This window comes from Dactylosporangium sp. NPDC051087 (assembly GCF_055586325.1).
In genome coordinates, this window is the sequence record NZ_JBVJIJ010000004.1 from 166,469 (window position 1) to 188,870 (window position 22,402).

The 22,402-nt window shown below is 70.4% G+C and carries 34 protein-coding genes; 9 read left to right on the plus strand and 25 right to left on the minus strand.

Annotation, left to right across the window (positions count from 1 at the left end; all coding sequences use genetic code 11):
- Positions 1-65 precede the first annotated feature (65 nt).
- Complete coding sequence (locus ACZ6TV_RS09685) at positions 66-422, plus strand: hypothetical protein (RefSeq protein WP_465296733.1); 357 nt, start codon at positions 66-68, stop codon at positions 420-422.
- Positions 423-429: 7 nt separating this feature from the next.
- Here ACZ6TV_RS09685 and ACZ6TV_RS09690 read toward each other — a convergent pair whose 3' ends face one another.
- On the minus strand, positions 430-645 hold the full coding sequence (locus ACZ6TV_RS09690; RefSeq protein WP_465296734.1) for a helix-turn-helix domain-containing protein: 216 nt from the start codon (positions 643-645) through the stop codon (positions 430-432).
- A 126-nt stretch (positions 646-771) separates the two neighbouring features.
- Between ACZ6TV_RS09690 and ACZ6TV_RS09695 the strand changes: the two genes are divergently transcribed.
- The 7 genes from ACZ6TV_RS09695 (at position 772) to ACZ6TV_RS09725 (ending at position 5,711) form a co-directional block, all read left to right on the plus strand.
- Entirely contained in the window at positions 772-1,947 is a 1,176-nt protein-coding gene (locus ACZ6TV_RS09695) for a hypothetical protein (protein ID WP_465296735.1), read from the plus strand.
- A gap of 29 nt (positions 1,948-1,976) precedes the next feature.
- On the plus strand, positions 1,977-2,552 hold the full coding sequence (locus tag ACZ6TV_RS09700) for a hypothetical protein (RefSeq protein WP_465296736.1): 576 nt from the start codon (positions 1,977-1,979) through the stop codon (positions 2,550-2,552).
- A 10-nt stretch (positions 2,553-2,562) separates the two neighbouring features.
- A complete protein-coding gene (locus ACZ6TV_RS09705) occupies positions 2,563-2,820 on the plus strand; it encodes a hypothetical protein (RefSeq protein ID WP_465296737.1) in 258 nt (85 codons plus the stop codon).
- Positions 2,810-4,324: a DNA translocase FtsK gene (locus tag ACZ6TV_RS09710; RefSeq protein ID WP_465296738.1), complete on the plus strand. Its 1,515-nt coding sequence runs from the start codon at positions 2,810-2,812 to the stop codon at positions 4,322-4,324. The genes ACZ6TV_RS09705 and ACZ6TV_RS09710 overlap by 11 nt, the downstream gene beginning before the upstream one ends.
- 71 nt (positions 4,325-4,395) lie before the next feature.
- Positions 4,396-4,806: a hypothetical protein gene (locus ACZ6TV_RS09715; protein WP_465296739.1), complete on the plus strand. Its 411-nt coding sequence runs from the start codon at positions 4,396-4,398 to the stop codon at positions 4,804-4,806.
- Positions 4,803-5,150: a hypothetical protein gene (locus ACZ6TV_RS09720; RefSeq protein ID WP_465296740.1), complete on the plus strand. Its 348-nt coding sequence runs from the start codon at positions 4,803-4,805 to the stop codon at positions 5,148-5,150. Before ACZ6TV_RS09715 ends, ACZ6TV_RS09720 begins: the two co-directional genes overlap by 4 nt.
- Positions 5,151-5,264: 114 nt before the next feature.
- Complete coding sequence (locus tag ACZ6TV_RS09725; protein ID WP_465296741.1) at positions 5,265-5,711, plus strand: hypothetical protein; 447 nt, start codon at positions 5,265-5,267, stop codon at positions 5,709-5,711.
- A gap of 58 nt (positions 5,712-5,769) precedes the next feature.
- Here ACZ6TV_RS09725 and ACZ6TV_RS09730 read toward each other — a convergent pair whose 3' ends face one another.
- Positions 5,770-6,165: a hypothetical protein gene (locus ACZ6TV_RS09730; protein ID WP_465296742.1), complete on the minus strand. Its 396-nt coding sequence runs from the start codon at positions 6,163-6,165 to the stop codon at positions 5,770-5,772.
- 61 nt (positions 6,166-6,226) lie between these two features.
- Between ACZ6TV_RS09730 and ACZ6TV_RS09735 the strand changes: the two genes are divergently transcribed.
- The gene (locus ACZ6TV_RS09735; RefSeq protein WP_465296743.1) at positions 6,227-6,454 is read left to right on the plus strand and encodes a hypothetical protein; all 228 of its coding nucleotides are present in this window, start codon (positions 6,227-6,229) and stop codon (positions 6,452-6,454) included.
- Between the two features lie 7 nt (positions 6,455-6,461).
- Here the strand turns inward: ACZ6TV_RS09735 and ACZ6TV_RS09740 are convergent, their stop codons facing one another.
- The 23 genes from ACZ6TV_RS09740 to ACZ6TV_RS09850 all read right to left on the minus strand — a co-directional run bounded on the left by ACZ6TV_RS09740 (position 6,462) and on the right by ACZ6TV_RS09850 (position 22,402).
- Positions 6,462-6,680 carry a hypothetical protein gene (locus tag ACZ6TV_RS09740; RefSeq protein ID WP_465296744.1) on the minus strand — a complete coding sequence of 73 codons (219 nt, stop codon included), beginning with the start codon at positions 6,678-6,680 and terminating at the stop codon, positions 6,462-6,464.
- 20 nt (positions 6,681-6,700) lie between these two features.
- On the minus strand, positions 6,701-7,636 hold the full coding sequence (locus tag ACZ6TV_RS09745) for a peptidoglycan recognition protein family protein (RefSeq protein WP_465296745.1): 936 nt from the start codon (positions 7,634-7,636) through the stop codon (positions 6,701-6,703).
- Between the two features lie 24 nt (positions 7,637-7,660).
- Positions 7,661-8,314 carry a hypothetical protein gene (locus tag ACZ6TV_RS09750; protein ID WP_465296746.1) on the minus strand — a complete coding sequence of 218 codons (654 nt, stop codon included), beginning with the start codon at positions 8,312-8,314 and terminating at the stop codon, positions 7,661-7,663.
- A 12-nt stretch (positions 8,315-8,326) separates the two neighbouring features.
- On the minus strand, positions 8,327-8,620 hold the full coding sequence (locus tag ACZ6TV_RS09755) for a hypothetical protein (RefSeq protein WP_465296747.1): 294 nt from the start codon (positions 8,618-8,620) through the stop codon (positions 8,327-8,329).
- Complete coding sequence (locus ACZ6TV_RS09760; protein WP_465296748.1) at positions 8,608-9,867, minus strand: hypothetical protein; 1,260 nt, start codon at positions 9,865-9,867, stop codon at positions 8,608-8,610. Before ACZ6TV_RS09760 ends, ACZ6TV_RS09755 begins: the two co-directional genes overlap by 13 nt.
- Positions 9,868-12,027: a hypothetical protein gene (locus ACZ6TV_RS09765; RefSeq protein ID WP_465296749.1), complete on the minus strand. Its 2,160-nt coding sequence runs from the start codon at positions 12,025-12,027 to the stop codon at positions 9,868-9,870.
- Positions 12,028-12,119: 92 nt separating this feature from the next.
- Positions 12,120-12,464, minus strand: a complete 345-nt coding sequence (locus ACZ6TV_RS09770) for a hypothetical protein (RefSeq protein ID WP_465296750.1) — start codon at positions 12,462-12,464, stop codon at positions 12,120-12,122.
- On the minus strand, positions 12,464-12,985 hold the full coding sequence (locus ACZ6TV_RS09775) for a hypothetical protein (RefSeq protein WP_465296751.1): 522 nt from the start codon (positions 12,983-12,985) through the stop codon (positions 12,464-12,466). Before ACZ6TV_RS09775 ends, ACZ6TV_RS09770 begins: the two co-directional genes overlap by 1 nt.
- Entirely contained in the window at positions 12,982-13,395 is a 414-nt protein-coding gene (locus ACZ6TV_RS09780) for a radical SAM protein (protein ID WP_465296752.1), read from the minus strand. The genes ACZ6TV_RS09775 and ACZ6TV_RS09780 overlap by 4 nt, the downstream gene beginning before the upstream one ends.
- A 70-nt stretch (positions 13,396-13,465) precedes the next feature.
- Positions 13,466-14,200, minus strand: coding sequence for a hypothetical protein (locus tag ACZ6TV_RS09785; protein ID WP_465296753.1), 735 nt, complete (start codon positions 14,198-14,200; stop codon positions 13,466-13,468).
- A gap of 3 nt (positions 14,201-14,203) precedes the next feature.
- Positions 14,204-14,515 carry a hypothetical protein gene (locus ACZ6TV_RS09790; protein ID WP_465296754.1) on the minus strand — a complete coding sequence of 104 codons (312 nt, stop codon included), beginning with the start codon at positions 14,513-14,515 and terminating at the stop codon, positions 14,204-14,206.
- Positions 14,516-14,522: 7 nt separating this feature from the next.
- A complete protein-coding gene (locus ACZ6TV_RS09795) occupies positions 14,523-14,945 on the minus strand; it encodes a hypothetical protein (RefSeq protein ID WP_465296755.1) in 423 nt (140 codons plus the stop codon).
- Positions 14,945-15,571, minus strand: a complete 627-nt coding sequence (locus ACZ6TV_RS09800) for a hypothetical protein (protein WP_465296756.1) — start codon at positions 15,569-15,571, stop codon at positions 14,945-14,947. Before ACZ6TV_RS09800 ends, ACZ6TV_RS09795 begins: the two co-directional genes overlap by 1 nt.
- Positions 15,572-15,575: 4 nt before the next feature.
- Positions 15,576-16,913, minus strand: coding sequence for a hypothetical protein (locus ACZ6TV_RS09805; RefSeq protein WP_465296757.1), 1,338 nt, complete (start codon positions 16,911-16,913; stop codon positions 15,576-15,578).
- Positions 16,914-16,923: 10 nt separating this feature from the next.
- Complete coding sequence (locus tag ACZ6TV_RS09810; RefSeq protein WP_465296758.1) at positions 16,924-17,250, minus strand: hypothetical protein; 327 nt, start codon at positions 17,248-17,250, stop codon at positions 16,924-16,926.
- Positions 17,250-17,687 (minus strand): hypothetical protein, encoded by a 438-nt coding sequence (locus ACZ6TV_RS09815; protein WP_465296759.1) that lies wholly within the window; start codon positions 17,685-17,687, stop codon positions 17,250-17,252. Before ACZ6TV_RS09815 ends, ACZ6TV_RS09810 begins: the two co-directional genes overlap by 1 nt.
- A complete protein-coding gene (locus ACZ6TV_RS09820; RefSeq protein WP_465296760.1) occupies positions 17,687-17,917 on the minus strand; it encodes a hypothetical protein in 231 nt (76 codons plus the stop codon). Before ACZ6TV_RS09820 ends, ACZ6TV_RS09815 begins: the two co-directional genes overlap by 1 nt.
- Complete coding sequence (locus ACZ6TV_RS09825; protein ID WP_465296761.1) at positions 17,917-18,132, minus strand: hypothetical protein; 216 nt, start codon at positions 18,130-18,132, stop codon at positions 17,917-17,919. Before ACZ6TV_RS09825 ends, ACZ6TV_RS09820 begins: the two co-directional genes overlap by 1 nt.
- Entirely contained in the window at positions 18,129-18,473 is a 345-nt protein-coding gene (locus ACZ6TV_RS09830) for a hypothetical protein (protein ID WP_465296762.1), read from the minus strand. Before ACZ6TV_RS09830 ends, ACZ6TV_RS09825 begins: the two co-directional genes overlap by 4 nt.
- Positions 18,474-18,532: 59 nt before the next feature.
- Positions 18,533-20,062 (minus strand): major capsid protein, encoded by a 1,530-nt coding sequence (locus tag ACZ6TV_RS09835; RefSeq protein WP_465296763.1) that lies wholly within the window; start codon positions 20,060-20,062, stop codon positions 18,533-18,535.
- 2 nt (positions 20,063-20,064) lie between these two features.
- Positions 20,065-20,760, minus strand: coding sequence for an HK97 family phage prohead protease (locus ACZ6TV_RS09840; RefSeq protein WP_465296764.1), 696 nt, complete (start codon positions 20,758-20,760; stop codon positions 20,065-20,067).
- Entirely contained in the window at positions 20,757-22,193 is a 1,437-nt protein-coding gene (locus ACZ6TV_RS09845) for a phage portal protein (RefSeq protein WP_465296765.1), read from the minus strand. The genes ACZ6TV_RS09840 and ACZ6TV_RS09845 overlap by 4 nt, the downstream gene beginning before the upstream one ends.
- Positions 22,166-22,402: a hypothetical protein gene (locus ACZ6TV_RS09850; protein WP_465296766.1), complete on the minus strand. Its 237-nt coding sequence runs from the start codon at positions 22,400-22,402 to the stop codon at positions 22,166-22,168. The genes ACZ6TV_RS09845 and ACZ6TV_RS09850 overlap by 28 nt, the downstream gene beginning before the upstream one ends.

The following is a 22,402-nucleotide window of genomic DNA, read 5'->3' on the forward strand; positions in this document are numbered from 1 at the left end:
CCCCGAAGCTGGCGCGGCGGCTACTGCCCGCCCCGGTGCCGACCCGCCTGGGGCACGCTGAGGCGGTGGCCGTCGTGCCACCAGCCACCGAGGTGCACATGACCCGCCCGCTCCGCCGCATCGACGACCAGGCCGACGTCCTCGACGAGCGCGCCGTCGCACTGCACCAGCCCGACCGGCCGGCGTGGGAATGTCCGACGTGCGCGGCGCCCTGGCCGTGCCGCCGGTTGCGTGGCCACCTGCTCGCGACGATGACCCGGCAGAACATCGCCCTTTACATGGGCGCATACGAACGCGACGCCGAGCGGGAACTGGCCGGCACGATTGCGCCGATGACCGTCTACGAGCGCATGTTCGGCTGGGTCGGGGAGGCGCCGCGGCAGCATCCGATGTTGCGCCGGCCGCCGGGCGGTCCCTGGTAGGCCGGCCTCAGTCGGCCGAGGGTTGCTCGCCGCTCGTCTGCTCGATCAGGCGGGCGGCGCTGTCTTTGTGGATCCGGCGGTGACCGCCCGGCAGACGCTTGTGCGGCACGGGGTTGTCGAGCAGGCCGCGGTCGACGTAGCCGAGCACGGTGTTGACGTGTACGCCGAGCATCTCCGCGACCTCGCCCGGCCTGAGCCACGTCCCGTTGCCGACCACCAGCACCCCACCCACCCTCCGACTGCCCTGCATCCTCCCAGACCTCCAAGACCTATGGGGTGATCGACCCAGCGAAAACAAGTATCCCCTAGAACCTCCAAAACCTACAGATCCTCTAGTACAGTGACGTCCATGACGACCTCCCGCCGCGGACTGACCGCCTTCTACCTCGTGGTCGCGCTGATCGCCCTCGCCGGCCAGGCCCTCGCCGCCGTCGAATGGCTCGGCTGGCCCCTCATCACGGCCATCGCCGCGGTCGCCGCCCTTGAGCTCGGCGGCGTCGTACTCTCCCAGCACGCCCTCGCCCGCATGCAGCTCGGCGAGACCGCCACCGCCGCCCGCCTCCTGTCCGCCGCCGTCGCCGGGTTCGCCGTCGCGTTCAACTGGCTCGGCCACGCCGACCACCGGCAGGGCGCGTTCTTCGCCGGCATGAGCGCCCTCGGCTACGGCGTCTGGCTGCTCGACTCCGCTGCCCGCCGTCGTGACCAGCTCCGCGTCCGGCGCATGCTCGCCGCGCCGCCGCCGGCGTACGGCGCCGCCCAGTGGCTGCGGCACCCGTGGCTCACCCGCGAGGCCCGCGCCCTGGCCATCGCCGACCCGACCCTCGGCCTGCACCGCTCCCTCGAGGCGGCCTCCGCCGCACGCCGTCGCACCGCCCGGCACGCCGCGATCGCCACCCTGCTGCGCCGGAAGCTGTCCGTGGGAAAGGACCAGGTCGCCGCCGAACTCGCGATCGCCACCTACGACCTCGACGAGATCGCCGCCCGGCTCGCCGCCGGCGCCGACTACGACGGGCTCACCGCGCTGCTCGGCGCCGAACTCACCGCGGCCGCCGTTGCCGGTGTCCCGGACAGCTCGACGGACACCCCTGCGGACATCGTCGTGGACAGCGCGCCGGTCCCGGACATGGCTCGGACAGCCGAGGACATTGCCGGGGCGTCGGGTGACACCGCAGGTGGCGACACCTCCCAGGCCCCGATGCCGCCCGACAAGGCGCGGCTGATCGCGCAGTCGCTGTACCTCGCGAACCCGGACATGTCGAAGGACGAAATCGCCGCGCACGTTGGCAGAAGCAGGAAGCAGGTGAGCCGCTACCTCGCCGAGGTCGGCCGGCCGACGAGCGCCCCGCCCGCCCTCGACGGCGCCCCGACCGGTGAGTGGCCGGCCGTACCCGCGCCGCTCGATCCGGCTGAGGCCCTCGCGGCGCTGGAGCTTGCCACCGTCGTGGACCCGACGCACCGGCGGCACCTCGCCGACCTGGCGCTGGGTGGCCCTGTCGAGACCCGCGCAGCCCTGGCCGCGGCGTAATCCCCAACAACGGAAAGGAGCGAACCACTGTGATCGTTTCCCTGGCCGCGGGCGTCAACGTCCCGGACGCCTCGATCATGAACGCCAGCGCCGTGTTCATGGCCCTGCTGCTCAGCCTGGTCCTGGACTACTCGGCGGCCGGGTCCGACTCACTCCGCGACAAGATGATCCTGGTCATGGGGACGCCGGCCATCTACTGCGGGTGGAACGGCGGCCCGCTCGACCTGTGGATCGTGCAGAAGATCTCCGACGGCATGGACTGGCTCCTGGCCAACAGCGGAGCGCTGCACTTCGCCGGCGTCTCGTCGGTGCGGGTCATCGGCATGGTGTCCGGCTGCCTGTTCGTGTACGCGATGTTCGCGCTCGCCCCGACCCGGGTGAAGGCGATGGCGCGGAAGAAGTGGAAGTGGCTGGGCAAGTCCGCGGACTGGCGGCTGCCGCACGGCACCGGCCGGATCAACTACAAGCTGTGGGCCATCGCGTTCGCTCTGGGGCTCTTCGGTGACCTGGCACGCGGCTGGGTCGGCGGACCCGTCGTCCCGACGATCGAGGCCGCCGCGAAGCTGACGAACTGGGTCCTGTCGCATTTCTTCGGCACGGTCTGAGGAGGCTGTCATGGGTGACTGGTATGGCACTGCGGCGTTGATCCTCGCCATCGGCCTGTTCGTTTTCGGCATCCGGATCTGGGAGGGACGCAACCCCTCCCCTACCCCACCGGCGGATGCCGAGGTGATCGAATCGGTGCAGGCCAGCGAGCTGGAGCAGCCCGGCCAGGCGCGGCAGGGGAGGGTTTCGCGGCCCGTCATCGACACCTCACCGACCGGCGTGCGTGGCGCCTGGTACCAGCCGTCCAGGGACGACGATGACGACTGACGAGCGGCCGGCCGCCCTGCGGACCCTGCTGAGCGGTGTCGCCGATCTCGCCTTCCACCGGCTCCGTGCCGCTGTCAGGAACGCGCGGACGGTCCCGGTGAAGGCTGCGCCGAGGATGGCGTTGACCGCACAGCCGGCCATGGACGACATCGCGGCGGTGCTGGACCGGGTGTTCGCCGAGTATGCCGTGCGCGCCCGGGTCGTCGACGCCGTCCGGGGCCCGGCGGTCACCTGCTACCACGTGCGGCCCGCGGCCGGGGTGAAGGCCGTGAAGGTCCTCACCCTCGCCGTGGACATCGCCCGGACGCTCGGCGAGCCGCACATCCGGATGGTGCCCGTCATCCCTGGCCGGCGCGACGTCGTCGGCGTCGAGGTCCCGAACGCCGACCGGGACCTCGTGGCCCTGCCCGACCTCCTGGCCGCGCTCACCGAGCGGGGACCGCTGCTCGTGCCGCTCGGCGCCGACACCGCCGGCGCCCCGGTCGTCATCGACTTCGAGACCCTGCCGCACCTGCTTGTCGCCGGGGAGACCGGCGCGGGCAAGTCGGGCGTGCTGAATACGGTCATCTGCTCGGTCCTGGCCCGCAACCTTCCGAGCCGGGTGGGTCTGTTGCTGGTCGACCCCAAGCAGGTCGAGTTCGCCGCCTACGCCGGAGTGCCGCACCTGGTGACGCCGATCGTCAAGGACCCGCGGAAGGCGGTCGACGCGCTCGCCTGGATCGAGCGGGAGATGGACGACCGGTTCGAGCAACTGGCCGCGGTCGGGGCCCGCAGCGTCGCCGAGCACAACCGGCGGGTCGCGAAGGCGGACCGGCTGCGTCGTCTCCTCGTCGTCGTCGACGAGCTCGCCGACCTGATGCTCGTCGCGCCCAAGGCCGTCGAGTCGTCGGTCGTGCGGATCGTGCAGCTGGCCCGGGCCGCCGGCATCCACCTGGTCCTGGCGACGCAGTCCCCGCGGGTCGACGTTGTCACGGGCCTGATCAAGGCGAACATGCCCGCGCGTCTCGGGCTGACGACCGCGAGCCTGACCGACTCGCGCGTCATCCTCGACCAGCCCGGCGCGGAGAAGCTCCTCGGCCTCGGCGACGCGTTGCTGCGGGCGCCCGGCCTGCACGGCACGATCCGGCTGCAGTGCGCGTGGGTTACCACCGCCGAGGTCGCCCAGGTCGTCGCAGCCGCGAAGCCGAACCAGCAGCGCCAGGCACCCGCCGGCGCGCAGTGGCTGCCACAGGAAACGCCGACCGCATCGGCCTCCGAGTCGGGTGAGGCTGCCGACGATGACCTGCTGCAGCAGGCGGCCGCGCTCGTCATCACCAGCCAGCTCGGATCGGCCAGCATGCTGCAGCGCAAGCTCCGGGTCGGGTTCGCCCGCGCTGGCCGACTGATCGACCAACTGGAAGACCTCGCGATCGTCGGCCCGTCCGACGGCTCCAAGGCCCGCGTCGTGCTCATCGAACCCGACGGCCTTGAGCGGGTGCTCGCCGCGCTCAAGCCCGACGCCTGACACCTAATCCACCACGAGTCCCGGCACCCGCCCGGGTGTCCGACCATGCCCAAACGAAGGAGAGCACCACCGTGAACAGAACCACGAAGATTATCCTGCTGACGGGAGCGGCGTCGCTCCTCGCGTCGTTCACCGCGCCGAACCCCGCCGCCGCGGCGCCCGCCGGCAAGCCGGTCCGCTGCCTGCAGCAGACGGCGGACAAGGTCGAGCTCGTCGTCGGGCACGGTAAGCGGTTCCGCACCGAGCCGCTCACCGTCGCGACTGGCAGCCCGTGCCGCGACATCAACGTCCGCCGGGTCGTCGACGTCGACGGCCGCGCGACGTGCCGCACGCTGCGCGTCGTCTACAGCGACGGCAAGACCAGCAGCTGGCGGCGGGCGTGCAAGAGCTGGGTCGTCCTCGCCAGCCGGGCCCGCGAGGGCCGCGGCTACGTCATCGAACTCAAGTCGGGCCGTCCCGCCGTGGTGCAGGTGCGGTCATGACCGGGCAGCAGGACTCCGCGTACGCACGCGACCCGCGTCTGCAGTGGCCTGCGGAGGGCTGGCCCGCGGACGTGCTCGCGATGATCGGCGACCCGTTCGACGACCAGGACAACTGCCGGATCGTGGTCCGTCACGGCGTCGGCGGCTTCGCTGTCCGCGGCAACTTCACCCCCGACGCCGACCTGATCGACCCGGGCCATTCCATCAGGACCCTGTGGGCGTTCGCCAGCATCGACGACGCGATCAGTGTCGTCTACGGCGAGCCCGTTGACCCACTGTGCGAGCCGTACGGTGCCACCGGAGACCACGCTCAGTGGGTCTACGACAACGTCGGCCTGGACTGATCCGGATACGGCGAAGCGGCCCGGCCACCCCGAGGAGGGGCAGCCGGGCCGCTCACGTTCTCAGCCGAATCGCCGAGGGTGATCATGCCAGTGCGGGCGGTACGGTCCACGGCCATGACGACACCTCACGACGCTCCGCTCGTGTACGGCCAGCACACGACCTGGGCGCAGCCCGTCCAGCCGCCACCCGCGAGCTGGGACGCCAGCCCCGTGCGGATCGCCGAGATCACCGTCAACGGCCCGACCGTCATCACGCCACACGGCGACATTGACCGCCGCACCGCCCGCTGGTTCCTCGGCGACCGCGTCCCGTCACACGCCTCGACCCCGTCATGGGCGACCGCCCTCGCGATCCTGCTGGCCCTCTTCACGTGCCTGCTGTCGCTGCTGCTTCTCCTGGTCAAGGAAACGGACGTGTGGTCCTCGACGCTCACCGTCACCGACGGGAAAACGAAGTTCGACACCACCGTCTACAGCCGCAGCACCGCGCACTACGAGGGAATCCGCGCCGCCATCACGTGGGCGCAGACCATGCCCGAGCAGCCGGCCCTGCCGAGCTGAGACGCAGAGAAGCGCCCCCGCCTCTTCGGAGGCGGGGGCGCTCTGCTGTACACCTTGATCAGGTCGTGCCGTACCGGTCGCGGTTCATCGCCGCCGCGACGGGTCGCGGCACCAGCTGGTCTCCCGCGGACCGCGCCGGCGCCGCGCCGATCAGCAACACGCCGAGGCCAGCCAGCACCAGGTTGACGACCTCGCCCGTGTCGAGCCCACCCACGATGTAGGCGGTGGCCGCGTTGAGCACCGCCAGGACGACGGCGACGCCCGTCTTTACGCCACCGCTCGACGGCAGGTTCGGCACGAACCACACGGAGAACGCTGTCACGGTGGCGATGGCGATCTGCACGCCTTCACCCGCAGTGACGTGACCGTCGGACACGGCGGAGCTGAGCACGGTGAGCCCGGCGACGACGACCGCAACCGCGGCCTTGCCGAACCGCTGCATGAACTTCTTCACGGAGGCCCTCCTCAGGGCATCAGGGACGTGCGGGCAGGGTGGTGCGCGTACGGTCGAGGGCATGGCGAGAGGCGCGCCGCCCGACGGCTACCGGTGGACCGGCAACGGGATGGAGATGGCGCTGATCGACCCGGTTGAGTGCCCGGCCTGCGGACAGAGATGGCCGTTCGGGCAGCGCACGCACGCGCCCTGCGCGCCGCACCGCGGACATCCGGCCTGGCGATGCGACTGCGGCGCGACGATGATCCGTCAGGCGGGCGTGTTCGTGACGTCCTGGTCCTGCGAGTGACCGTCGGTCAGCGGCCGACCAGGCCGGCGTAGGCCAGCACCAACGATGCGATCGAGACGAGGACCGCGAGGGCGGGCAGCGGCCAACGGGCCCGCTCGAGCGCCCGGATGCGCGCCTCGTGGTCCGCGACCTCCTTCTCGGTGTCGTCGACTTTGCCCGCCACCTTGTCGACCGCGCCGCCGATGCGCACGACCTGGTCGTAGATCTCGCGCGCTCCGATGATCACGGGACCGAGGGGTTCCGAGGTCACGACGCCGGGATGCCTGCGCGGACCTGCGCGGCGCCGCCCTCGCCGAGGTCCGCGACAGCGTCACGCTGCTCGACGGCCAGCCGCGCCAGGCGCTCGTCGACGCCGGCCAGGATCGCCGCGGTGTCGACAGACCCGCCGCCCTTGGCGATGATGCCGGCCAGCTGCTCGACGACCGCGGTCAGCGCTGTTTGCTGCCGGGCCACCTGCAGCGCCGTGAAGTAGGTGAAGTGCCCGACCTCCCGGACGTACTGCAGCTGCTGGCCAACCGTGCCGCTGAGCCACGGGGCGGGGGTGTCGGTCGGGAGTTCCTTCGGCGCGGCGTTGTATTGCTTCGTCCAGTTCACCGGGTCGCTGAGGTTCACGTCATCTCCATTCGAGTCGATTGCCGAGGGCGGCGCGGTTCCACCGAGCGCGGCACGCACGCTCGCGAGCAGGTGATCCATCGGGAACGCCGGGCCTGGGTCCGTGTGGTCGGTGCCGCCCCAGGCCTGCCGCATCTGGTCGTGCGTGTAGAAGGCCCGCACCTTCGGGTTGGTCCGCATCTCGGCGACGGTCGCCTGCCGCACCTCGATGCCGTAGAACCGGACGACCTGGGCAAGGGCGGCGGCAAGCTTGTCCCAGGCCACGCTGTTGATCCACGTCTGCCGGGACCAGCCGTTCGCGCCGGTGATCTCGACGGCGATCGCGTGGTCATTGCCCTGCTTCGACCCGGCGTGACCGGCCCGGGCGGCGGTGTCGAGGGATTGGGTGACGGAGTCGCCGTCGACGTAAAAGTGGGAGCTGACGCCGTCGGTGCGGCGGGTCGCGTACGACGCCTCAGCGGTGTCGCTCGCGTCGTTGCTGGTGTTGTGGATCGCCACGCCGTACTTGGTGCCGTCCGCGTCGACGTAGCTGTTGCGGCCCTGAACGAACGGAACGCCGGACACGCGCATGGAGACCTCCTGGTCCTGAGGGGGTTATGACACCGAGCGGAGCACGGACGCCTTGCCGCACCTGCCGGCCCACGCCGCGTTCGCCGAGTCCGTCCCGGCCAGGTTGTAGATGTCCGTGGTGGCCGTGCCGGTGTTGCGGGTGAGGGTGCAGACGAGGACCTTGTTGGTCGCGTCGGCGGCCGGAATGTAGGGCGTGATCAGCCCGAACGGCGTGATCTTCGTCGACACCTCAGGCAGGTACGACGCCCGGACGACGTTGCCCGCCACCGTGTCCTCACGCCACCGGAACGTAAGGTCGGTGCCGGTGCCCGACTGACGAAACAGGAAGTGGATCCCGATCAGCCACAGGTCGTTGGCGCGGACCTGCGGAAGCGTCAGCCGGAACTTCGACGAGATCTCCGCCTCGGAGCCGAACGCGGTGCCCGACACGAACGGGCTGGCGGCGGTGACCTTCAGCGCGTCGGTGACGAGCGGCCCGATCGGTACCCACGTCGCCCCGTCGTACAGGTCCGCGACGTCGTTGTCGGTCAGGGTGGAGATCATGCCCTCGACCGGGACGCTGATCGCCGAGGCGCGCGCCGCGACGGTCGCGAACGGTGTGACCACCTGATCCCTGACGTTGCTGTTGCCCCAGGCAGCGGTGATCGTGGTGCCGGCAACGTTCGTGGTGTACGGCATGGCGCCCCCCGGTCAGACGAAGTTGAGCCGGTCTCCGCCGGCGGGGATCGGGTCATGGTCGAGGTGCTGCACGCCGCCGTAGCGGGCCGGCAGGCCGAGCATCTGCAGAACCCGGGTCGCGGAGGCGCCGTTGCGGTCGCCCTCCGTCTCCGCCTCTGCGCGGGTCGGCGCCCAGTGCGCGTTCGCGCAGCGCTCCAACTGCTCGGCGGGGCCGTCGCCAAGCATGAGTGCCCACCGGTAGCCGGGCGGGTTCGTTGGGTGCACCGCGGTGTCGACCGGGTGCACGACGACGGTCAGAAGAACCATGCGGCTCCGTCCCAGGTGGCGACGTCCCAGCGGGACGACGAATACGTGCTGTAGACCGTGGCGTCCCACAGGTCGAAGTCCGTGATCCAGTTGTCCGGCGTGATGCGGTGGTGCACGCCGGAGACAAAGCCGTCCCTGGTGACGGTCGGGCTGCCGATCGGGCGGGCGATGACGCGGACGAGGTCCCGCATCCGCCGGCCGAGGACCTGCGGGAGCAGCGCGGCGGGGTCACGGATCGGCTTGATCTGGATCGCGGAGAACCGCTTCTTCGGCTGGGCGTACACGGTCAGGTCGAGCGTGGCGAGTGCGAGCGCCTGGGCGTCGGTCTCGCAGATCAGGTCCGTCCTCGTCAACCGTTTGTCCTGGTACAGGGCGCGGCTCGTCGCGTCGGCCGCCGTCTGCACCGTCCCGCCGACCCGCCCATAGCTGACGATGTTCTTGATCGTCAGGCCGCCGTTCGTCGGCGCGACGTCCGCGTACGGCAGTTCGGAGCCGCCGCCGTCACCGAAGAGTCCCTGCACGGTGTTCGAGCGGGTGGCCTCCATGAGCGAGTGCTGGTCTTCGAATACGACCGTGCCGTCGCCGTCGATGAACAGGCCGCCGCCTTCGCTGTCGATGACGAGGTCGATCTCCCTGGCGGCGTTGGCCGCGAGGGTCGTCGCCTGCATCGTGACCCGGCCGGCCGCGATGGAACGGCCACCCGCGTGACCGGCGGCGTTGAGGACCCGGTGGAGCCGGGCGCCGCTCAGCTCGCCGGCGCCCTGGGGCGCCACGGCCAGGCCGTCAAACGCGGACAGAGCGGCCCACTCGTCGACGCACGGCACGGTGACGGCGGCGTCGGTGTTGCCGGGCATCCACGTGTCGACGTAGTCCACGATGTAGCCGGTGAACAGCCGGACGGTGCCGCCTGCGTAGGTGGCCGAGATCCGGATCGGGCGCCACGGCCGGATGCCGGTGACTCCCGCAACGACGTACGGGCCTGAAAGGTTGTCGGCGGAGAACCGGCCGTCCGAGTTGTCCAGGACGACCGACGCCTGCCCGCCACCCCATTTCGAGACCCCGGTCGCGAAACCGCGGTCGATGCTGATAGACCGCATCCAGTCGCTGACATCGACGTAGGTGACGTCCGGGCCCCACGTCGCGCCGTCCCAGCGGCCCGAATCCCAGGCGCCGTAGCTGCCGATCGCCGCCGAGAACGCCGCCTCGACAGTGATCTGCACCGAGCCGTCGCGCCAGGACTTGGGCATCTAGACCCCCCTGCGCATGACGGCCTGCTGCAGGTTTCCCCCGGACGGCTCGACGTAGGCACGGAGCGCGTCGGCGACCGCCTTCCCGACCGCGTACCCATCGGTGCCCATGCCCGCGTTCACGGTCACGTTGATGACCGTCCCGCCGCCACCGCCGTTGGCGGCGCGTTCGATGCGCCGGGTCTCGGCGGCCGTGGCCAGGTACTCGCCCTTGTTCATGAACCGCATCTCGGCGCCCTGCTCACCGACCAGGGAATAGCCCGTCGACGTGACGGGGCCGGCGTTGGCGTAGGCGCTGCCGGTGTTCCGCCGCTGGTCGCCGCTGGAGATCACGCCGTCGACGCTGACGTTGCCGACCTGCCGGACCCGGACGGTGAGCGTGACGGTCTTGTCGTAGAACTCGCCCATCAGGTTGTGCGCGGCTGTCCGTGACAAACCGAGCTTGACCAGCATGTTTTCCAGGTTTTGCAGCTGCTTGTTGAATGCGGCGTTGGCCGCGTCGTACGCCTCCTGCGTGCCGCCGCCAGCCGCGATGGCCGCGTCGCGTTGCCGCAGCAGGTCCTCCACCGTCTGATTGATGACCTTGAGGTTGGCGCGGCCCTTGTCCGTGGTGATGTCGATCGTCTTGCCGTTTTCCTTGAACGACTCGGTGAGCTCGTCCAGGTCGGCCTCGACTGCGATGTTCGCGTCGGACAGCGCGAGGATCTTGTTGCGGGTGTCGTCGAAGGCGGCGCTGAGCCGCTCGACCGTGGACAGCGCGTCGCGTTCCCGCTGATCGATGCCGTAGAAGGCGGCAGCGCCCGCTTCGCCGAGGTCGGTGACCGACCCGCTGACGATGTCGGACTTGTCGGAGAACTGGTCGAGCAGGGTCAGCGTGAGGCTGAGGCCGGCCGTGTTGACAGCCGCCTCGATCGGGTGGTCGTGGACGTAGCCGTAGAAGTCTTCAGCCGCGCCAGTCAGCGACCCGAACAACCTGATCAGGTCGCCGGTCAGGAACAGGACGTCGCGGAGTGCCTCGCCGCCGCCCTCGGCGCCGTCGGCGATCGACTCGAACGCGTCACCAGCCGCATCGCCGAGCTCGGCGAGCCCGGACGACAAGCCCTCGACAGCCGGTTCGCCTTTGTCGGTCATCGCGGACACGCCGCGGACGATGCCGGTGGCGAAGCCCTCGACACCGCGGACGATGGTCGGCACAAATTTCGCCGCGTCGGCGAAGGTCTCGCCGAGGTTCCAAGACTTGACGACCGGCCCGATCCCGCGGATTGCGTCCAAAGTCGGCCCGGCAAAAACCTCGGTGGCGCCGAGGAACTCCGACTTCAGCGTGGTGGTCGCGCTGGCCCATTCCTTCTTGAACTTCTCCGGATCGCCGAGGATCGCGCCGGCGATACCAGCGCCCGCGACACCGGCACCGACCGCTCCGGTGAGCGCCCCGCCGATCGCGGCCAGCAGCGGCACGGCGGCTGACGCGCCGATGGCGGTGCCGGCCGCAACGAGGTTCGACGGGACCGGGGCGTTCTGGAGGGAGTCGCCGGTGCTGTTGAGGCGGCGGCGGGCTCGGCGCAGGAATGAGGAGTTGTCCTCTTCCTCCTGCCTGCGGCGTTCCTCGTCGTCGCGGCGGGCTTGTGCGCGGCGGGCCTCTTCGACGATCCGGGCGAGCCGGACCTGGTCCTCGTGGTCCTCGGCGGCGTACCGGCGGCGCTGGGCGTTGAGCTGGTCAAGCGCCCGCCGTTGCTCCTGGATCCGGCGTAGCACGGCCGGGTCGCCGCCCTCGGCGTACTCCCGGTTCAGCCGGTCAAGCTCGCGGCGGACGTCGCCGAGTTGCCGGTCGAGTTGCCGGGCTGCCTCGGTCGAGCGGCGGAACTGCGCCCGGAGATTCTCCGCGACGCGCCGCTCGTCGCCGATGTCGGACAGGCGCCGCTGCAGGCGGGCGAGCTCGGCGTTGAGTTCTTCCGTGGGCCCGTTGTCGCGGATCTCGTCGTTGACCCGGTCAAGGGCGCGCTGGGCGTCCTCGGCCTCGCGCTCGAGGTGGTCGAACGAGCGGGCGAGGTGGTCGCTGATCCGTGCGGCGCGGTCTGCGCCGTTGGCGACGTCGTTCAGTTCCCGCTGTGCCTCGCGGAGACCGTTGATCCGGAGGTTGATCTCCTCTTCGGTGCTGGCCACCGGTCACCCCCCGGGCAGGTCCTTGACGAGCCGTTCGAACAGGCCGACGTCCAGCTTCGGGATCTCGTCCGGGTGCAGCCCGTACACCCGCATCAGGGCGGGGGTGTAGTGCTCTCGCCGGAGTCGGAGGGAGTCGGCGGGGTGGACGAGGAATCTTTTCCCGCCGGCGGATCGCGCAGCACCTGCACGCCCATCAGCTCGGGCTTGAAGACGTCCCAGGCGACGTCGACGCCGTCGCGCAGCAGCGACAGCCACAGCGCCCACCGGATGGCCGCCGCGGTGCCGTCCTTGAGGAAGGCCGGGTAGGCGGCGAACTTGACGCCGAGGAGTTCCTGCAGCTGCTCGGCCTCGTCGTACGCCAGCCGGTCCGGGTTCCACTCCAGCCACTCGGGGCCGCCGTAGGTGGCGCGGTCGTCGTCGGTGAGTCGGAGTTTCATCAGCGTCCTCTCGCGGTAAGGATGTCGGCGGTTTCCCGGATGGTTTCGTGGACGTCGCGGCGAGCCTCGTCACGCAGCCGCTGGCTGCGCTTCCACACGTTCGGAATCTTCTGGCTGACCCAGCGCCCGTTGCGGCCGCCCATGACCGGATGCCGGAGTCTTGTCTTCTGCCCGACCCAGTAGGCGAAGAGCGGGCGGATCCTGGGCGGCATCTTGCCGGAGTCGAAGTTGACCTCGGCGCGGGCGCCGCCACCGGCCGTCGACACCTTCCAGGTAAGCGCCCGGGCTGTTGGCTTGCGGACGCCCTGGTTGCGCATCGCCGCGGTGAACCGGGGGCGGCCGACTCGGCGGGCTGACAGGTCCGCGCCGAGGACGTCGGTGCGGATCTTGTCGTAGACGGCCTTGGTCGGGCGGCGAAGCGCCTCGGCTGTGCGCGGCCGCAGCTCGTCCCCGCATCGGCGCATGCGGCTGGCGATGTCGTTGAGCGCGTTACGGCCAGCGCCTTGGAACCGGACGCTCACGACGTGTTGCGGGCGATGTTGTCCGGGTCGGACAGCGGCCACGACACCTGGACCTTGCCGAGCTCGCCGATGTTGTTCCCGAACGGGATCCACTGGTTGATCAGGTAGGAGCCGACGTACTCCGGGTTCGTCGCGGAGATCGACGCGGAGGTCGGCCGGACCTTGAGCGTGACGACCGTGTTGAGGACCGCGTAGATGGTGGCGTCGGGCCCGCCCGCGGCGAAGTCCTGGTTGAACTGCACCTGGATGGTCGAGTCGCCGAGGCCGCCCTTGCGGGAGCGGGCGACGTCGCCCATGGCGGTGTCCTCGAGGGCCTCGAAGTCCAGCGGCAGGGTGACGCCGGTGACCCAGTCGGAGAGGTCGACTGCGCTGCACTCGAACCGGCAGTCGATGAAGGCGAAGGTGCTCACGGTGGCTCCTCATGCGCGCGAAGAAGCCACCCGTCTCGGGGTGGCCGGCGGGTGATCGGTGGTTGGGCTGTTACTTGATGCCGATGGCGACGGCGATGTTCGAGGTGCCGGTGATGGCCGAGACGTTGACGCGCCAGTAGTCGTCGGTGATCGGCCCGGCCACGCGGGTCACCCAGGTACTGCCGACGGCGGTGATCGACGGCGTCGTCATCCGCGTCGTGGCGCTCGGGAAGTTGCTCGCGTCGTCGGACTGGATCTGCAGCGTGAAGCTGGTGCCGATGCTGAAGCAGTGCACGGCGCAGTACAGATACTTGCCGGACGCGACGGCGCCGACCTGGACGACGGACCCAGCGACGCCGGTCGCGGAGATGTTGCCCTTGGGTACGAGCAGCCGGCCGCGGACCGCGCCGACGGACAGCGACCCGGCGCCGCGAACGCCCTGCGTCGCGATCGAGAACGGGGCGACAACACCGACGTCACCGAACAGGCTCTGCCCGAACTTGCTGGCCTGGTGGAAGTAGGCGACGTCACCAGCACTGCCGGTGGGCGTCTGCGTGATGACCTGCACCTGGGACGTCACGGCGTCCCAGATTGCCTGGTCGTTCAGGCCGACGCCGACCTGGTGGAAGCCGTTCGCGTTCGCGGTGACGTCCTGCAGACCGCCGATCCTGGACCGGCCGACCATCCCGAACCGGGTGTCCTCCAGCGCCGCGTGCTGGAGGTTCAGCCCCATCTTGGTCAGATCCGGGCCCAGGTCGTAGCCGCCGAGGAACATGGTGTGCTGCAGGGCGGCGTACGTGGACATGGGTCAGCTCGCCTTCTTCAGCAGGTCGACCGTGTCCGGGGCCAGCTCGATCAGCCCGGCGTAGACGAGGGCCGCGAGGTTCGTCTCTTCCGGGTCGAGCCGGACGGTGCCGCCGGCGCGGACGGTGACGCCGTCGACGCCGGACACGCCGGGGACCTCACCCCTCGCGCCACGCTCGGCGGCGACGACGGTGGCGGTTACGAGGTGCGGCTCGACGAGCTCGAGGTAGTGGTCGCGGCAGTGGTCGCGGCTGCGGTGCGCGGCGATCGCGATCTTTGTGCACCGGTCTTCGACGCAGAACTTGATGTTGGGCATGGCTCCCCTATTCGTTGCCGGGCGTGTGGACGATGAGCCGGAGGGTGGCGCCGACGTGGGAGCCGCCGGCGTAGTCGTGCAGGCCGCCGTACTCAGACATTCCGGCGACGTGCGCGTCGGTGCCGACCAGGCCGAGGGTGCGAGCGTTGAAGATCGCCTGCCGGATCGACTTGTCTCCGGCGCCGGTGATGTACGGGTCGAGCACCGCCTGGGCGACGACGAGGTCGCCGGTCGGTGCGAGCACGGTCAGGTCGAAGGTCCACGTGTCGGTGCCGCGGCCCATCGACACCACGAAGTCCGCTGTCCCCGGCAGGACCAGCGCGCATGGCGGGACCGGCTTGGCCGGGACACGCTCGTGCACCTGGAAGTCGGGGATGGCCGCCTCGAGGGTGGCTTTGACCGCGGCGCGGATCTGTTCGAGGGAAGCCATCAGATGCCCACCACGTCCATGCGCCGGTACGGGCCGAGCAGGTCCACGACGTCCGGGTCGCCGTGCCGGCTGATCCGGACGGCGCCGAACCCGTCGACGGCGTGGATGCCGTCGGGGCTGTTGGTCCGCTCGTACAGCGCGGCAGCCTTGATGAGGCATGCCTGGTTGACGTCGTCGGGGATCGCGGACCAGCCCCAGCGGGCGGTGACCTGCAGCGTCGTCCGGTAACGGGAGACCGGGAAGGTCTTCTCGTCGACGGCGACGATTCGCCACCAGGCGTAGGCGGCGTCACCGCCGTCGGCGTCGAGAGGCTCCAGCTGGTAGTCGGCGCTGTCCCACGTGGTGGAGTAGCTGCCGTCGCTGGTGGTGTCGGTGGCGATGACCAGCCCGGCTTGCGAGCCGATGTCGTGGACCCACACCTCGTACGGGTCGTCGGGCCGGTACACCTTCGGTGCCGCAGTGGCGTCGAGCCAGAACCGCCGGTGCGGGTAGCCGCAGTGCTTGTCGATGGCGCGCGACGCGGCGGTGATGGCCCGCTCGACCCGGCCAGTGACGGCCACGCCGGCGGTGTCGCCGATGTGTTCGCGGAACTCGACGAGGGTCGCGTAGCCGTTGGTGATCGTCACCCGGTCACCTCCGTCTACGCGGGCGCATGGTGCCGCGGGTCGAGTCGAGCGGACGTTGCCCCGCCTTGCGCGGGCCGTCGATCAGAGTCCGGGCCGCTGCTGGCGGGGTGCTGCCGCCGGATGCCTCGACCTGCAGCGCAAGGCCGGTCTCGGTGGCGGTGCCCAGAGTGCGGGCCTTGACGCGGGTGAGCGGCAGCGCTGCCTCGAGGGCGGCTGCCGTCCCGGTCGTGCGGGCCTTCACCCGTCCCAGAGGTGTCGCGGTGTCCGTCTCGGCGGCAGGGCCAACCAGGTGCATGCCGCTCGTGGTGATCGGCAGCGCCGTGCCGTTCTCGGTGGCGATGCCGAGCAGCCGGACCTTGCTCCGGCCCAGTGGCTGGGCAGCGTCGGTCTCGGCCGGCAGTCCGACGGTGCGCGCCTTCGCCCGGGCGACGGCTACCGCAGTGTCAGTCTCGGTGGCGGCGCCAGCAGCGCGGCGCTTGGCTCGGCCGAGCGCTGTTGCCGAGTCGGTCTCGGCCGACACGCCGACCGTGCGGTGCTTGGCCCGGCCGAAGGTGGTTGCGGCATCAGTTCCGGCAGCAGTCCCGACGGCCCGGGCCTTCTGCCGACCAAGTGCAACCGCGGTATCGGTCTCGGTGGCGGTATTGGCCGGGGCCGACTGTGACCCGCCTGCTGATGGCCGCACCGCGATGACCGCGTAGTTGTTTGTGTTGCCCGTCGACGGCGTCGCGGTGGACATGGTGACCGACCCGGCCGGGCTGGTCACCGCGTTCTGCACGGCCGCGTAGACCCGCATGTCGGGGCCGCCGATGCCGTCGGCGACGATCGCGGTCTGGTTGGCACCGGCCGTCATGTTGGCGGCGAGGTTCCAGTCGCAAGCGATCAGGAAGACCCGGGCGCCGGTGGTGGCGGTGGTGATGGCCAGCGAGATGACCGCGTTGGTGTTGTGCCCCTCGGTCGGGGTGGCGTCCATCGGCGTGGTCGTGTCCGCACCGGTGATCACCCTGACGTATAGGGCGGCCGGGTTGTTGGTGTTCGTGCCCGTCGTCGTCACGGTCATCGCCACGCTGGACGTGACAACGGCAGTACTGATCGCGATGTGGCCGTTGTTCGCGGCCGACGTGTCGTCCTGCTTGGAATGCGTGACGCGACGTGTCCAGGTCAAGCCCTGGCTGTCGGTGACCTGACTGGTGTTGTTGAGGTTGCCGCCTGCGGTGTCGTGCCACGCGAACGCCACGAGAAGCGCCCCGACCGGCGGGGTGAAGCTCGCCGTGGTGGCGGCCTTCGTGCCGCTGTTGGCCTTGACGAATGCGGGCGTGCTCGGGTCGGCGTCGCCGAAGGCCACGGCGCCCCCCTTATGGGCTGGCGGTGATCTGGAGCGCCTGGATGTCCTCGACCGTGTTGAAGCCGCGGGCGGTGAACGGCGCCTTGCCGACGCTCTGCGTGCCCTCCAGGCCGCCGACGTTGAACACCTTGTCCGTCGAGTCCGGCCGACCGTCGCCGCCCACACCGATGAGGACCTTCGTGAACACGCACCCGGCGTCGCGAGTGATGCTGCCGCCGGTGATCGACCGGGTCGCGTTGTTGAACGTGACCGTGATCGTGATCGCCTTGTCCTGGTAGTCGGCGAACCGCGAGACCCACGGCGACTGTAGGACGTCGCCCCTGGCCTGGGTTGCCATCAGGACGCCCGGAAGATGTTGTCGACCGTTGCTATGACGTCGGAGCCGTCCGGGGTGATGGAGAAGTCGTGCCAGGTCAGCGGGATCAGTGAGCTGTCGGTGCCGCCGGTGGTGTCCGGGTCGTAGCAGACGAGCAGGTCGGAGATCGCGTTGCCGGTCGCGGCGGTCCAGGTGATGTCGGCGAAGTCGACGTCGACTCGGTTGTTGGTGTCGTCGACCGTCACGGTCACCGAGGTGATGGTCTTGCGGCCCATCGTCGACTGCTCGTTCGTCGCTGCGGCGAGCAGCGTCGCCACGTCATCGTAGTCCTGCAGCGTGGCGTCGGACTCGACGCCGGACGCCTCGATCGGGATGACGATCAGGGCGTCGTTGGCGGCGGGCAGGGTGCCGTAGTAGGCGACCTTGCCCTTGGCGATGTTGAAGACGAAGTCGCCCATCAGCTGGTCCTCTCCGCGATCAGCGCGTGCTGGACCGGGTCCCAGCCGACCACCCGGTATTCGACCTGGCCCGCGAGCCGGAGCCGCGACCCGGACACCCGGACGAGGTGCTGGTCCGCGGTCATCAGGAACTCCAGCGAGATGGTGGTGCGCGGCGGCGCCTGGAGGATCTCGACCCGGCCGTCGTCGTGCCGCTTCATCTCGAGCGGGCCCTCGAGGATGTCGGCCATCAGGCGCCCCGGTTCGCGCCGCCGCGGTGCTGCCGGTCGGCGGTCTTCGGCTGCTGCCGCTCGGCCGCCTTCGTCTCCTTGAGGCAGCCCGGCGAGTCGCGGTTGATCCAGTCGGCGTCGGCCTGGTCCAGGTCCACCTCTTCGCCCTCCACCCACGGCCCGAACCGCTGGCCGTCCCGGGCGGCGGTGTACGCGTGCACGACGGTGTACTTCATGCCTGGTCACCGACCATCCCGTACCAGCGCACGCCGTCACACCAGACCATCGCGGTCTCGTTCTGCGTCGGCGTGACAATCGTGGCCCCGGCCGAGGTCCGGATGGTCAGGACCTCGGCGGCGTCAGCGGTGTTGGAGATGTACAGGTAGACGCCGGCGCACGCGCCGACCGCGGGCAGGTCGACGTTGCGTCCGGCGCCGCCCGGGTCGAAGGCGAACGCCTGGTAGGTCTCGACCTCGTCCTGGGTGATGACCCGGGCGCCGGCCAGGGTCTCGGCGGTCCTGGCCGAGAACCGGTTGCTGCGGCCGGTCGGCGCGGTCGCGATCCGCTCACGTGACATCGGTGTGTCCTCCTTCGGACAGCGCGGCCGGGCCCCGCGCGGGGCCCGGCCGACTTCGGTCAGATGTTGTAGAGGACCGCGGTGGACTCGATGCCCGACGCGGCGCCGGTCGGGGTGAACCGGCCGAACCCGAGGCGCAGGCTGTAGACGATGCGGGTCTGGTCGCGGGCGGGGAGCCGCTCGGTCTCGACCATGACCCGGCGCCGCCAGCCGACCTTGTAGCCGCGCAGGTTGGTCGCGACGACCTGGCCCTTGGTGTTGTTGTTCGCGGTCGTCGACACCTTGCCGTCGGCCTCGGTGCGGGAGATCGCGATGGTGGACACGTGGGAGTGCCCGGCGATCTGGGACACCTCGCCGTTGAGGATCGTGGCGTTGCTGCCGTACTTGTCGACGGTGAGGACGTCGTCGAGCTGGGCGATCGCGTCGGCGGTCTCCGGGTCGGAGAAGTAGACGAGGTCGCCCTTGTTCGTCGGGTGGCCCCAGTCGACGAGGCGGGTCTTGTCCAGCATCAGCCCGCGCATGTTGTGCAGCTTCGCGAGCGTGAGGGTGCCGGCCGCGTCGGTGCCGTTGGCGGTGTTGTCGACGAGCGCCGCGTGGCGGATGCCGTCGAACGCCAGGTAGTGCTTGGTGTCCGCCGGGTCGGCGTCGTCGAGGTTGATGTTGCCGGTGCCCGCGTTCGTGGTGTCGCCGTTGAGGACGAGGCTGTCGGTGTAGTGCGCGACCGACAGGCCGGCCTGCCGGCGCAGGAACGGGATGAACGGGATGATGGAGTCCTCGTCCATCTCGCCGCTCCACATCTGGTGGATGACGAACTTCTTGGCGTCGACCTGCACCCGCTGGCTGCCGGTCTTGACCGTGCCGTACTCGTTGCTGTTGTTTGCCGTGTTCTCCGCGACGAACTGCATCTCCGGGATGTCGACCTCGACCGGCAGGTACGCCGTCGGGTGCGCCATCTCGAACGAGTCGATCAGCGGGAAGACCCGGCCCAGCTTGCGGGGCGCCTCCCACAGTTCGCCGACGTACTGGGCGCCGATGAGCTGGGAGCCGAACCCAGACTCGGCGGTGTCCATCGCACGGATGGCCCGCTGGTAGGCGTTGGTCAGCTCGAACTTCCCGGCGCGGGCGAGGATGCGGTCCGGGCCGTGGAACTCGCCGAGCGGGATCCGCGGGAACAGGTCGTCGATCGCGGCCTTGTCGAGTTCACGGACCTGGTCGGCAGACATGTAGCGGGCGGCGGAAATCGCCTCGAAGGTCCGGGTGAGGTCCTCGGACGGGCCGGGGTGCAGGCCGCCGGAGCGGCGCGGCACGCCGCGCTGGGACGACATGAGGTCGAAGAGGAACTCGACGTCGCCGGTCGACAGACCCCAGCGGGCGTACTTGGTGCCGACGATCTGCGCGTCGGCCGGCTCGGCACCGAACCGGATCTTGCGCACGAACTCGGTGTCGGTGCGGACCAGGTCCTCGGCGACCTCGCGGACGAGCTGCTTGAGCTTCTCGTCGGAGGTGCGCTCGGACACCTGCTGGTCCACTGCGTCGAAGCGCTGCCGGATCTCGCCAGCCAGCGCGTCCAGGGTGACCGTGTCGGTCATCGTCAGGACTCCTTTGCGAAGGCCGCGAGCAGGGTGCGCGCAGCATCGGTGGGGACGCCGGCCGGGATGGCCGGGGTCAGGACTTGCACCGGCGCGGCCGGCTGTTCAGGAGTCGGGCCGCCGGGCAGCGCGTGGCGCAGCAGCGCGGCGAGCACCCGCTCGGCGCCGAACTCGGCGGTCAGGTTGTCGACGAGGGCCCGGGCTGCTGCCCGGTCGGCTTCGTCGAGCAGCCCGCGGCCGGAGGTGACGACGGCGTTTGCGTCCATCGGCACCGGGACGACGGACAGTTCGCTCAGTTCCCAGCCGACGGCGACGCCGCCCCGCCAGTAGTTGTCGTTCTCGTTCTCCCACTCGGTGACGTCGAAGCCGATCGACACGGCGGAGAGGATGCCGCGGCGCATCTTCCGCTCGCACCGCATCGCGAACTCGTCGTCCTCGTCGAACACCAGGTCGCCGGCGAGCTGCTTGCCCTCGACCTTGACGTTGTCGACCCGGCCGATCGGCAGGTCGTCACGGCTCCAGTACCGGTGGCCGTAGCCGAGGACCGGGTTGCGGTTGAACCGGCCGAGGTCGACGCCGGACATACGCAGGTCGATGCCGTCGGCCTGCCTACCTTCGGACGCCATGACGACGCGCAGCGGCGAGCCGTCGGCGAGGCTGGCCCGGTCGACGTAGCCGAGCGCGCGGTGGATGGTCATAACCGTGCTCCATTCATCGGCGCGAGAGCGGCGAGCAGCCGCCGGGCGGCGTGGTGGTCGAGGTGCCGTGGTGTCTCCGGCTGGTTCGCGGGGTTGACCTCGTCGTCCGGCAGACCGGCCGGGTCGGCCGCCTGGTCCGGGGCGGGATCGGACTTCGGCAACTGCAGTTGACCGTCCGAGCCGACGGGCGCCTTGTTGACCGGCATGTACGGGGTGTCGCCCCACGGCACGTCGGGCATGCCCTGCCTACGCCGCCATTCGTTGATCGTGATCGCGCCGCGGTCCAGGGCCTGCGCCTCCCGCACCCAGGCCTCGGTCGCCGACTCCTGCAACGCCGCGACCTGCGTGTAGTCGTACTCGCACCAGTCCGGGCCGCCGGGGAACCGCGGCAGGTACTGCTCGCGGATCTCGGCCGCCCGGAGGTTCGCGTCGGGCCGCAGCGTCCGCGACCACTCGATCTTTTCGAACGCGGTCGCGTTGGACAGGGTTGCGTGCTCGAGGTCGTTCTGCAGGCTGCTCTGCATGCCGTACGCGCGGCACACCTGCCGGAACGACATGTTCAGTCCGTCGATGTACTCGGCGTCCTTCGGGGTCACGTTGAGCCCTTGGATCTTCGCCTCGTACCGCAGGACCGCCCACCGGTGCGCCTTGTCGACGCCCTTCATCCGGGCGGCGAACTGGCGCTCCAGGTCCTCGGCCTGCGTCTTGGAGAACGTCACGTTGCCGGTGTCCGGGACGATCACGCCGCCGGCCATCAGCCCGTTGATGAACAGGTTCCGGTTCGCCTGCTGCATCGCCGACGCGGTGTCCGCGGCGAGCCGGGCCGCCGCGAGAGGCGACAGCGGCGCGAACTCATCGAGCGGATTCGGGTATCGGAACCAGACGACCTCGTGCGGTTCGAACGGGATCGCGGGGCCGCCGAGGATCGGCTCGTACAGGAAGCCCCGGAGGTACTTCTCCTCGTGCGGCACCGGGCGCAGCTGGGACGCCTTCATCCACCAGATCCGCGCCGGCTGCGTCCGGGACTCCGGTTCGAGGGCCCACGCAGTGTGACCCCACAGGCCCATCGCCATCTCGTCCATGCGGGCGAGCCGCTCCGCCGACCAGAACTCGTTGACCTTCCAGTACACGTCGGCGGCCGGATGGTCGGCCATCTCCTGCTTGTCGCTACCGCGGCCGCGGTAGAACCGCAGGTGCAGCTCGGCGAGCAGCCGGGCCCGCGCGGTCACAACGGTGTACACGTCGTTGCTGGTGGCGATGTAGTCGCCGTACTCCAGCGGCGCGAACTGCGAAACGTCATGGCCCCACGACGACTCGGTGCCGAGGACCGAGCCCGGGCCGACCGGCCACGACCTGCGACCCAGCCCGGCCTTCCGCGCCTGGATGCGCTCGAGCGCCCCCACCGTCAGCCGCCCTTCGGGGCCGGTGCGCACGCCGCGTACCCCTCGACCGCGGCGGCCCACCCGTACGCCAGGACCCAGCCGACGGTGCGCACCACGAGCCGGGCCGTCCAGCCCAGCACGTACGGCAGCGCAAGCAGCACCAGCAGCAGGATCCGGCGCCAGTCGACCGCCGCGGCCCGGTAGGCGACCCGCTCCGACAGCGGCAGCTCGGCCAGCTCGGCCGCGTTCAGCGTCGTCAC